This is a genomic window from Streptomyces sp. NPDC054849 (assembly GCF_053610945.1).
The window spans coordinates 1-10831 of the sequence record NZ_JBSGZI010000163.1; the positions used below are offsets into that span (position 1 = coordinate 1).

Annotated in this window: 9 protein-coding genes and 1 pseudogene; 4 read left to right on the plus strand and 6 right to left on the minus strand. The window is 69.7% G+C overall.

Going from position 1 to position 10831, the window contains the following annotated elements; all coding sequences use genetic code 11:
• Positions 1–30: 30 nt before the first annotated feature.
• Together ACWGIF_RS36870 and ACWGIF_RS36875 are read right to left on the minus strand one after the other, a co-directional pair.
• Entirely contained in the window at positions 31–462 is a 432-nt protein-coding gene (locus ACWGIF_RS36870) for a hypothetical protein (RefSeq protein ID WP_453504103.1), read from the minus strand.
• 423 nt (positions 463–885) lie between these two features.
• Positions 886–1893, minus strand: a complete 1008-nt coding sequence (locus tag ACWGIF_RS36875; protein ID WP_453504105.1) for a Gfo/Idh/MocA family protein — start codon at positions 1891–1893, stop codon at positions 886–888.
• A 320-nt stretch (positions 1894–2213) separates the two neighbouring features.
• Here ACWGIF_RS36875 and ACWGIF_RS36880 point away from each other — a divergent pair, with 320 nt between their 5' ends.
• Positions 2214–2471: a hypothetical protein gene (locus ACWGIF_RS36880; protein WP_453504106.1), complete on the plus strand. Its 258-nt coding sequence runs from the start codon at positions 2214–2216 to the stop codon at positions 2469–2471.
• Positions 2472–2616: 145 nt separating this feature from the next.
• Here the strand turns inward: ACWGIF_RS36880 and ACWGIF_RS36885 are convergent, their stop codons facing one another.
• The gene (locus tag ACWGIF_RS36885; RefSeq protein ID WP_453504108.1) at positions 2617–2985 is read right to left on the minus strand and encodes a hypothetical protein; all 369 of its coding nucleotides are present in this window, start codon (positions 2983–2985) and stop codon (positions 2617–2619) included.
• Positions 2986–4047: 1062 nt separating this feature from the next.
• Between ACWGIF_RS36885 and ACWGIF_RS36890 the strand changes: the two genes are divergently transcribed.
• From ACWGIF_RS36890 to ACWGIF_RS36900, 3 genes are all read left to right on the plus strand, one after another.
• Positions 4048–5187, plus strand: a complete 1140-nt coding sequence (locus ACWGIF_RS36890) for a DUF418 domain-containing protein (protein WP_453504110.1) — start codon at positions 4048–4050, stop codon at positions 5185–5187.
• Between the two features lie 648 nt (positions 5188–5835).
• A complete protein-coding gene (locus tag ACWGIF_RS36895) occupies positions 5836–6042 on the plus strand; it encodes a hypothetical protein (protein WP_453504111.1) in 207 nt (68 codons plus the stop codon).
• Positions 6043–6742: 700 nt separating this feature from the next.
• On the plus strand, positions 6743–7048 hold the full coding sequence (locus ACWGIF_RS36900; RefSeq protein WP_453504112.1) for a hypothetical protein: 306 nt from the start codon (positions 6743–6745) through the stop codon (positions 7046–7048).
• 18 nt (positions 7049–7066) lie between these two features.
• Here the strand turns inward: ACWGIF_RS36900 and ACWGIF_RS36905 are convergent.
• The 3 genes and pseudogenes from ACWGIF_RS36905 to ACWGIF_RS36915 all read right to left on the minus strand — a co-directional run bounded on the left by ACWGIF_RS36905 (position 7067) and on the right by ACWGIF_RS36915 (position 10178).
• Positions 7067–7849 (minus strand): annotated as a pseudogene (locus ACWGIF_RS36905) (IS5 family transposase).
• 236 nt (positions 7850–8085) lie between these two features.
• Positions 8086–8919 carry a PIG-L family deacetylase gene (locus ACWGIF_RS36910; protein ID WP_453504113.1) on the minus strand — a complete coding sequence of 278 codons (834 nt, stop codon included), beginning with the start codon at positions 8917–8919 and terminating at the stop codon, positions 8086–8088.
• 935 nt (positions 8920–9854) lie between these two features.
• On the minus strand, positions 9855–10178 hold the full coding sequence (locus ACWGIF_RS36915) for a hypothetical protein (RefSeq protein ID WP_453504115.1): 324 nt from the start codon (positions 10176–10178) through the stop codon (positions 9855–9857).
• Positions 10179–10831: the final 653 nt, after the last annotated feature.

Here is a 10831-nt window from a genome sequence, read left to right on the forward strand (position 1 = left end):
ATCCCGGGTGGACCCGGCCCTCCCGCTCGATCAGTGCAGGGCGTTGTAGACGTCGAGCAGCGTCAGGCCGGGCATGACGGCCCTGAGCGGCACCTTGGCCCACCAGGACAGGCCGTCGTACCACTTCTTGAAGTCGCTGTACTTGCCGGCGATGGCCTTGGCGAAGCCGCCGACCTTGCTGAAGGCCGCCCGGATCGCCGACCACCTGCTGGCGGCCGAGGCCTCGCCGTTGGCGATCTGGGTGATCTCAGCGCGCTCGGTCGCAGTCAGCTGCGAGGCGAGCGAGCCCGACAGGAGGGCACGCGCGGACTGCTGCGCCGCCGCCTGCTCGGAGACGGAGACGGAGACGGACTGCGGCGCGGCGACGGAGGCCGTCGAGGCCTGGGCCAGCCCGGCGCCCCCGCCGATTGCGAGGGCGGCGACGGCCGAGACGGCTGCCATCCTGAGAGTGTTGCGATTCATTTCTTAGTTCCCTTGCGTTGTCGCAAGGGGGAGGAAGCCCTGGCGGGCAACCTGAACAGGCGTGGAAACCGAAAGGTCCCCCCGGACTTCTTTCCCCCGATTATTTGGTCGTTGCCGAACCGCTCTTGGTCAGAGAGAAGTCCGACGGTGCGCTCGCCGTCTCGACTTGCGGGACGCCGGGCACACGTGAACGTTACCTACAAGACGATCACTTGACCACTGTCGGACTCTTCGAATTGGCCAACGAGCGATGGCGTCCTGCGGTGTCGACCTCGCGACCTGCATATTTTCACTTGAGGCCTGCTTTACCATCGGGTTGCTTGGCCGAAAGCAATCTGGTGTGGCCGGAGTTGACCGCATGAGCACTGGGCCGGCGGGGCGCTTCCGCCCTTCCCTCGACAGCCCGGGAGGGAGTCGCGGAGATCAGTCGTGATCGTCGTGCGGGTATCGCACGCCGATCTGTTGCCTGACGGCGTCCAGCGTATGGAGAACCGCGAGGGTGCTGTCCAGGGGCACCAGGGACGACTCGGTCTGCCCGGCTCGCAGGCAGCGCATCACCTCGGCGGCCTCCGGTCCGTAGCCGTGGCCGATGACGGCCGGGGAGGGAAAGTGCATCGGTTCGAGTCCCTCGCGATGGAGGACGATCCCGTGCGGGTTGAACAGGTTCGCCGGGATGTCGATGCGTCCACGTGTGCCGTAGACGACGGCGGCCTGGCTCAAGGTGGCGGCGAAGGAACAGGTCAGCGATGCGGTGGCCCCGCCGGGGTGGCCGAGCAGAATGCTCGTGTGCTCGTCCACGCCTTCCGGCGTCAGCTTGGCATGCGCCTGGATGCGGTCCGGGCTGCCGAGCAGGAAGTGCGCCAGCGCGACAGGGTAGGCGCCTGCGTCGAGCAGGGCGCCCCCGCCCGCGGTGACGTCGCGGAGCCGGTGGCGTGGGTCGACCTCGGCACGCCAGCCGAGTTCGGCATGGAGGGAGCGGATCTCGCCGATCGCACCGTCGGCGAGGAGGTCGGCTGCCTTGCGCAGGGCTGGGTTCAGGAGCATCCACATGGCCTCCATCAGGAACGTGCCGCGCTCGCGGGCGAGGGTGATCAGTTCCCGCGCCAGCACGCTGTTCACGGTGAGGGGCTTCTCGCAGAGCACGGGCCGCCTGGCGTCCAGCAGCATCTCGACGGCCGGATGGTGATGGCCGTGCGGCGTGGCAACGTACACCACGTCCACGTCCGGATCGTCGGCCAGGCCCTGCCATGATCCGTGAGCTCGCGGGATCGCGTGCCGGGCTGCGAACGCGCGTGCCGTCCCTGCGTCGCGGGAGGCGACGGCCGCGACCACCGCGCCCGGGGTTCGGTGAAGGTCCTCGGTGAACGCCGCGGCGATACCCCCGGTGGCCAGGATGCCCCAGCGGATGGGACGTTCAGGAACCGAGTCCACGGATCACCTCTTGTCTAGACCAATACTGCGTAGCGGGCAGTACGGTACGGGAGGCCGCACAGACGGGCAACCGTCACCCCGAGCTGCTGCTCAGTACGCGCTTTGCGTGCGCCGCGCACCTGCAGGACGGCGGTGGTGACGAACACCGGCCGCGATCCGGGACCGCGCTCCCGCCGGGATGCGGGCGAGGCACCCACCTGCGGCGTTGGCGGGCGCCGCCCTCACCCAGACCGCCCCGCCCCGCCCCCGCACGCCCGCACGCCCGCCGCCCGACCGCCCCTGCTAGCCTCCGGGCGATCCCCACAACACGCGGAGGCACCTTGAGCACGGCCCTCGTCCTGCTGACCGTCGGACTCCCTCTCTATGCCGCGGGCACCTGGGTCGCGCTGAACATCCGCGGCGCCGCCGCCTCACTGGAACGCCGGGCGGCGGCCAATGCCGAGCTCTCGATGCACGCCCGGGGGGACCTGGGTCCGGCCAGGCGGGTGGCGTCCGCCGGGTTCTACCGGTTCGTGGGCACGGTGATCGCTCTGTGCGGGACCGTCTTCACCCTGGTCGGGCTGCTCGAGTCCCTCTGACGGGTCGAGTTCCGGGCCACCGCATCTGATGCACAGGGCGATGACGTTCGGCCTTCCACATGGTGGTGACGCTCTTCGGCTCGAGGGGCGGACGAGTTGCGTACCTGTGGTTCCCACCGGCGGGACCGCCCCGACCACAGCCGCCTCAGTGTCCGAGGGCAGACTTCGCCGCCACGATAATCAGCCCGAAGCCGAGGTTGACGATCCCCTCGACTGCCGCCCGCGCACGTGACGCGCCGGCATGGAGAGCACCGATGCAGGCCCAGGCGACCTGCTGCGCCACAGCGACTGCCAGAGCGAACCACGCCGTACCGCTCAGCCCGAACCCCAGAACGGGGCCCAGCGCCACCACCGCGGCGGGCAATATCGCGGCTTCCACGATCGGCCACTCGCGCCGCCCCACCCGCCGTACCTCGGCCCAGCCGAGGCTTTGGCCGAAGATCCGTTCGCCGGCGAGTTGGGCATACACGTGCGCGGCCCAGAAGACCAGGCCAGTGACGAGGAGCAGCACCACAAGAGTGAGTCGGGGGAAGTCACCCCCCACGCTGAAGGCAGCGATGACGGAAGCGGCGAGCAGGGACCCGTAGAGAGCACCTGCGTAGTCCGTTCGCAAGGGCGGTCGACCGGTCGGGTCTCTTCGAGGCCACGGCAGGAGGCGGTTCACCAGTCCACCGTAGAGAAGCGAAGCCGCCACGCCTGCGTTACACGCGGACGGCCCCTCGGGCAGGGCACCCGTCGCCGGTCGTGCCGGTTCGTCCGGGGTCAGCCTCCATCAAGCCGACCGGGGAGAGGAACCCTCGCGGGACGACCTGGTCGAAGTCGGCGGTCGGCGGACGCCGAACCGGCGGGCGGACTCGTCCGGGCCGAGGGGGCCATGCCGGTCGAGCAGGGCCGGCAGGCCCCGGCCGCGCGCGAGGGCGGGCAGCTGGTCCGAGTGGACGTCGGGGAAACTCCGTGTCCGGGCCGAGCAGACGAGGGGGCCGGCGCGGGCGAGGTGGCCGACGGCCGCCGCGGTCCCCCGCGGCCGCCACCGCGGTGACGGCACGCCCAGGGCCTCCGTCGGCTTCTCCGCCGCCACCCCGGCACCGATCGGCCCGCAGCGCCGCCCGGACCGCCTCCGGATCGGCGGCCTCCACCACCGCCTACGACCACAACCCCGGCCCAGCCTCTGGAACCTCGCGGGCGAACGCTTCCAGGAGAACCTCGCGGCCGCCAAGGCGCGTTGCGACCAGCTGGCCGGTAACCGGATCGGTCAAGGTCGCGCGGTCCGGGGAACCTTGACGTCTCTTCGGCGACGGCTTCGTTCCCGTGCCGGACGCGCGTGACCTTCGGCATCTCGCGTTGGAACTGGGCTACCGTCACCCCACCGAGGTCGGTGTTCCTCCTGCCGGCTCTGCCAAGGTCTGCCAAGGTCTGCCCGGGACCGTTCGACCACGCCGGCCGCCTCTTGGACACGGGGGGGAGCCCGCACACCCACGACTACTTGGGGGAAGCAGTGCCTTTGACGGCTGCGCACGCACGAGGAGACCGGTCGGCACGCATACCGGAGGTCGACGCCCTGCGCGGGTTCGCTCTCATGGGCATCCTGCTGGTCAACGCGTCGATGATGGCCGGTCCGTACGGTCTCGGAGCCATCACCGATCCGGGTGCCTCGTCACTCGACCGGACCGTCGAGGGTCTCGTCCAGACCTTCGCGGTCGGCAAGTTCTACCTGATGTTCTCGTTCCTCTTCGGCTACAGCTTCACCCTGCAGCTGACCTCCGCCGAACGCGACGGCGCGAGCGCTGTTCCCCGGCTGCTGCGCCGCTCGCTCTGCCTGCTCGTCCTGGGAGCCCTGCACGCCGTACTCCTGTACACCGGCGACATCCTCATGACGTACGCGGTGCTCGGCCTGATCCTCATCGCCGCACGCGACTGCGCACCCGGTGTGGCATTGCGCGCCGCCCGGATCCTGTACGGATGCCTCAGCGTCTGCCTGCTCCTTCTCGGCTTGGGGACCCTGCTGATGTCGGATGCCGAAACAGCCGAACCGGACGCCGCACTCGCAGAAGGCCTGCCCGAACTGATCGCCGGATACCGCGGCGACGCATCGTCCGTGGTGCAGGCCAACATCGGCCAGCTGCCCGACCAACTCCTCGCCGCGCTGCTGATGAGCGGCTTCGTCATGGCGGCCTTCCTGATCGGGCTGCACTGCGGCAAGCGGCGTCTGCTCGCCGACACGGGGAACCACCGTGCACGGTTGCGCCGCGTCTTGGTACTCGGTGCCGCCGTGGGGCTGCCCGGCAGCGTCTTCATGGCCCTGGCCGTCAGCGGCCCGCTCGGTCCCCGGTGGTCGCTCCTCGGCGAGATGGTGGGACTCGTCACGGCCCCCGCACTCACCGCCGCGTACATCTGCGGCATGCTCCTGCTCGTGAAGACCGCCTGTGGCGCCAGGATCGCTGCGATCTTCGCTCCCGCCGGCCGGATGGCCCTCACGAATTACCTGAGCCAGTCCGTGGTCATGGCCCTCGTCTTCACCGGCTACGGACTGGCCCTGTACGACCGCCTCAGCCCAGCCGCCGTCACACTCGGCGCACTCGTGCTCTACGCCGGTCAGCTCGCCCTCAGTACTCGGCTGATGGCCCGACACCGGTACGGCCCAGTGGAATGGCTGCTCCGTGCGGTCACGCTTGGACGGCTCCCGCACGACCGTGACCGGTCAGCGGCCACACTATGACGCACGCTCCGCCTCCGCCGCCCACGCTCGCCGACCTCGGCATCGACCGGGCGTAAGGGGGCCAGTACGTCGTAGTCCTGTGTGTACAGGGGCGGGCCGGGCGGTGTTCGCGTGCGGGGGGGGCGGCTTCGGGTGATGCGGCGTACGTACCCGACTCCGTGCCGGTGCCTCGCCACCCGGGGTGCATGCGGGACCTCTCCCGGTACTACGGCCGCACGCTCCTCACTGAACAACCGCGGCGCGCGGCGTGACGCCCTGCGCCAAACCCCTCGCGGATCTGGTTCCGGGTCCCGGCATCGACTCCGCGGCTTGCTTCGGCATCGCACCGGCGGTCTGAGCGTCACCGCGGGGCTCCTCACCGTCGCCCTCTTCTTGCAGGATCAGGCCGGCCGCATGGGCACGGTGATCGCATGCGCCGCTGGTCTCTGTCTCTGTACCCCGCTGCCCTGGTCTCGGCCTCCCGACGTGTCACCGTCCGCCCCTCCCGGACTCACCCCGCCCCGCCCCGCCCCGCCCCGAGCCAGCCCCGCCCGGCCGGCCGACCTCCAGCCCGGCGGAGTCACCCGAACGGCCTGGACCAGTAGGGCCGACCTGCCGTCCCGTGCGTTCCTGGGGAGGACCCACCATCCCGAGCACGAGGAGAGAGCCATGGGCATGAAGGACAAAGGCAAGAAGCTCAAGGAGGCGGCCGAGGAGGTCATGGGGACCGGCAAGAAGGACGAGGATGCAAGGGGAGCCGGCAAGGGCGACGTGCGAAAGCACGGCGGGGAGGCCCAGGACAGACTGAAGGACCGCGAGCAGGAAAGCCGCCAGTCGTCTTTCGATGACCTGCGCGACGAGAACGACGACCGGTAACCAGTCGGGGCGCGGGCACGAGGACGCGCTGAAGGCCGCCGCCCCTGCAGGTGGCGGCCCTTCAGCTGGTCGGCTCCGCCCGTCTACGGTGCGGGCGTGAACTCCGCGTCGGTCCCCCCGCGCCGGCCCCCATGTCCAGCAGCCGGTCCTGCTCCGCCTCGTCGACTGCCGTGATCACGCATGAGCCGCCGATCGGAGAGCTGCCGGTCGGTCGACCTGGGGTGAGCTGCTCACGTCGCGGATACTGCGCCTCCGCGTCATGCGCCAGGGCCCGCCCGCACGGCCGCTGCCGCCGGGTCCGTACCACCCGGACACGCAATGCCGACGGCGCCCCAGTGGGCACCCCGCACGCACCGGTGGAATGTGGTCGCGCACGCTGCATCGCACTCCCCAACCGGATGCTGCGTACCAAGTGGACCCCCCTGCGCACCCGATGCGCACGATGGTGGGCGTCTACTCAGAGGCCGAAGTGCCGTATCACCGATACGGCAGAGGCTCTTGCAGCGCTTGAGCGTGCTATCCCAGGCCTGGTCGACCATCGCCGATCAGTGCCGGCTGTGCTCGACTGGACTCTGGTCGAGGAGAGCTTGGGCACCGCCCTGCCATCCGACTACAAGAGTACCTCGCGGAGTGGTACCCGACGTTCGCCATCGGCGACTACATTCTCGTCAGCCTGCCCGACCCGGGCGAAGAACACCTCGTGCACTGCGACTTTCAGAGCACGCTGGATGTACTTGTCGATGCCTGGCTGGAACCCGATCTCGGCCTGCAGGCCTATCCCGCACCGGGCGGCCTTCTGCCGTGGTCGGAGTCGGACGAGAGCGACAAGTTCATGTGGAGCACGGCTGGCGAGACCCCGCAGGAGTGGTTCGTTACCGTGGCCGGTCGCGGCGGAGCTTGGTGGCATTACGAGGGCGGGGCAGTGCAGTTCCTGGCCGAACTCTGCGACAGCACACTGGAACCCTGGGGCCTGCGCACTTTCGACCCCGAGGTAACGTCCTGCTGAGCTGCGGCTGGAACGTCATCAGCGGGTTGAACGTCGGTGACAGATGAGGGCTGCGGCTATACCGACGAAGGCGAGCAAGTGTTCGGCCTTGCGTTCGTAGCGGCGGTGGAGTCGGCGGCAGCCGGCGATCCAGGACACCGTCCTTTCGACGACCCATCGGTGGCGGCCGAGTCGTTGTGAGGACTCGATGCCCTTGCGGGCGATGCGATGGCGGATTCCACGCACGGAGCCATCGACGCAGGTGGTTGGAGTCGTATCCCTTGTCTGCGTGCAGTTTCGTCGGCCGTCGGCGTCGAGGCCCGCGGCGTGATCGGATGGGCGGGATGCCGCGCACGAGCGGCTCCACCCCCCGGCTGTCGTGCAGGTTCGCGCCGGAGATACCCAGGGGCAGAGGCAGCCCGTTTCTGTCGGTGATCAGGGGGATCTTCGATCCCAACTTGCCACGGTCGGTCGGATTCGGTCCCGTCAAAGACCCCCTTTCGCGGCCCGCAGGCTCACCGAGTCGATCGCGCAGCGCGACCAGTCCAGCTCTCCGCGGGCGCCGAGTTCGTCGAGAATCACGCGGTGGAGCCTCGCCCAGACACGGGCCCGGCTCCACTGGGCGAATCGTCGGTATACCGTCTGCCAGCTCGGGCCGAACACCGGCGGGAGCTGCCGCCAAGTGCAGCCCGAGGTCGCCACAAAGATGATCACGGTCAAGGCCTCGCGGTCACCGGCCCGCCGTCGGCCCCCGCCCCGCGGACGTATCACCTCGGTCGGTGGCACCACCTCCGGAACCAACCGCTCCACCAGCTTCGCCATGCACGGTTCAACGCACGATCACGCCATAAGAACGACGTCTAAGGCAGCTGCACACCCGCCACTGACCTTCCCCCAGAAAGCGGGGCGACCCGTCAAACGGTGCGGCCCGCCCCGCCGAAGACGGATGCGGTCGTCCCTGATGCGTTGAGCGAGGCCAGGGCCGGGGGTGCGGGCTGCCCGCGCCGGCACTGACGGGCGACCGATGAGCCGTCCCGGACGGCGGTCGGACGGGCGGATCAGCGCAGTCCGGCGAAGAGATCGTTCTCGGGCACGGCCGCGCCCGTGGCGTCCTTGACACGTACGAAGGTCTCCATGCCCATCAACTCGCCGAACCGCTCCTTGCCCATCTTCAGGAAGAAGATGTTCTCGCCCTGACTGGCGTGCGCGGCCAGCGCATCGAACTTCTGACCGCTGAACGCGGTGGTGTCCACCCACGTCGTGATCTCATCGTCGGGGAGGCCGATCTCGGCCATCGCGGCGGCCTCGGCGGGATCCGGCTCCGGCATGTCCTCATGGAACTCGCGCATGATCTCCCCGAACCGCTGCATCCCCGAGCGGGGCATCGTCGTCCAGTACACCTTCGGTGACAGCGTGGTCATCTCCAGCGCCGCCATCGTGATGCGGTGGGCCTGGATGTGGTCGGGGTGACCGTAGAAGCCGTTCTCGTCGTAGGTGACGACCACATCGGGTCGGTAGCGCCGCATGAGGTCCGCAAGTCGGGCGGCGCCTTCCTCCACGGGGGTCTGCCAGAAGGATCCGGGGGCGACGTTGCTCGGCCAGCCCATCATCCCCGAGTCGGCATAGTCCAGCATCTCCAGATCGCTGACCTTCAGGACGTCACAGCTCGCCTCGAGTTCTTGACGGCGCATCAAGGCGACGGCCGCCGGATCGTGCCCGGGATCGCCGGGCTTGACACCCCCGGGTCCGTCACCGCAACCGCCGTCGGTACACGTCACCAGAACCGTGCGGATGCCTTCCGCCGCGTACCGCGCGAGGACCCCTCCGGTTCCGGTGGCCTCGTCGTCGGGGTGCGCGTGTACTGCCATGAGCGTCAAGGGCCGGTCGGTCATGAAACAGTCCTCCTGCAGAAATACTTCTTGGTCCGAGTGCGCGGCGGGCGTACCGCGATCCTGGAGGCCCGGATCCTGGTGGGGGCGGGACGACCTTGTGGTCTCCGTGCTCCCCGCCCGTGGCTCCGGTCCCTCGGTCGATGCAACCGCGCCGACCGGCCCGGCTGTTCCCGTCGCGGCCGCTCTACCTTCAAAGCAGCCTCGTCCTGGTCCGCCTGGCCGGCCTTCGTGCGGGGCGGCCTGCTCGTGACCGCGATCAGACGGCACCACCCCGGTCGGAGTCAGCAACCCGTCGATCGTCCTGGGAAGGGGGCAGGGAAGCGCCGTGTCGGCTTGGGCAGGGGCCAGTCAGTCTGGGCGTCGTGGACCGGTATCTGGGCCGGCCCGATCCCGCGCCGCTGGAGGTGACCGTCATGGACAGGCCGCTTGAGGCGTTGGGAGGCGCGCACGAGGGGTCGGTGAGGGTGTGGCCGGCTGACGGCAGCGAGCCGGGATCGGTCTGCTTCGACCTCGGCAGCGTGCCGTCGTCGACCGAGTGGCAGGCTGTGATGGATGGTTCGGCGAGCCACGAGCCGCAGAGTCCTGCGGGGCAGCTGCCCGTGCGCCTGGCGGACACGGCAGCCGAGTACTCGCTCGACTGGCACCACACCGGCGGAGGACAAGCGGCAATACGAGGCGGACGTGGACCTGTCCGGACCGGTCGCGGACGACGCGCACCTGTCGGTGATCCGGGACCCGCGGCCGTCCAACTCCCTGCGGAGCTCCCCGGCGCCTCACCGAAATCGTCCACGTTGCTCTCCGCGACCAGTTGAGCGCGGCCAGGATCGCTCGCGGACGTTGCAGCTCGCCCCCGCCGAGGCGCCGCTCATTCAGCTCAACGGACTCGCAGGCCAGTCTGTGGGTGACGCTGGAACGCCAGCGGGTGGGTTGCAGGCTCACCGGAGCCGGGTGGGTGGTTCAGGTGCTTCGTCGGCCTCCGGGTCCGGCAGGCACAAGGGCGGGGTCGGGTCCGCAGCGAAGTGGAGCCGGCGCAGGATGGATTCGGTTTCCCTCGCGAAGTGCTCCGGTGAGATCAGGCGCTCCCAGAGGGGATCGGGCAGACCGGGCACCATGGCGCCGCGGGCAGTCCATTCCGCTGCCAGCCGCGCATACAGGGGCGCGGATTGGTCAGCGACGTCTTGGGTGCCGACCCGGCGGGCATGGCGACCGGATCCGGCAGCGTGCGGCTGGATCTGCGGAGGAATGAGGGAACCGGGCATGGGCCGCCCCTGCCCCGGGACATGAGGCAAGAACTTTCGCTGATCAGCGGTCACACTCCTCAAACGATTCTTGCGCCCGCTCGACACCGCCGCCTCGCACGCTACGGTTCCCGGCTGCCCGGGATGTCCGGCCGGATCCGAACTCGACCACGCAGCAGCCGGACGAACCGAAACCGCGCACCCTCCCGCTCACAGCACCAGCGAGGCATCCGCGGCCGCCCACCACGCCATGCACGCCTACGGGGCGAACTCGTCGTACGCAAGCCCCGCGAGCCCGGCGGGGACCTCCCAGCGGGCTGGTCAGCGTCTCCGACGAAGCCGGCGGCCTGTCCGACATCGAACTGGTCGGCGATCTCCGGCTGATACTCAAGGCCGGGCACGAAACCACCGTCCACCTGCTCGGACAGGCCATCCGGGCACTGTGCGCAGACCCCGAACAGCGAGCCCTGGCGACGGAGGCGGCCGCTGGGCGCCGTGGTGGACGCGACCCTCCGCAGCCGCCCACCCTTCCAGGCCGCCCCGTTCAGGTACGCGATGACGGACATGACACTCGCGACGTCGGCGTCACCGCCGGGGATGCCCTGCTCGTCGACACGGCGAAGCGGGCACCAAGGCGGAAGTCGGCGGCGGGTATAGCGTTAAACCGGAAACCC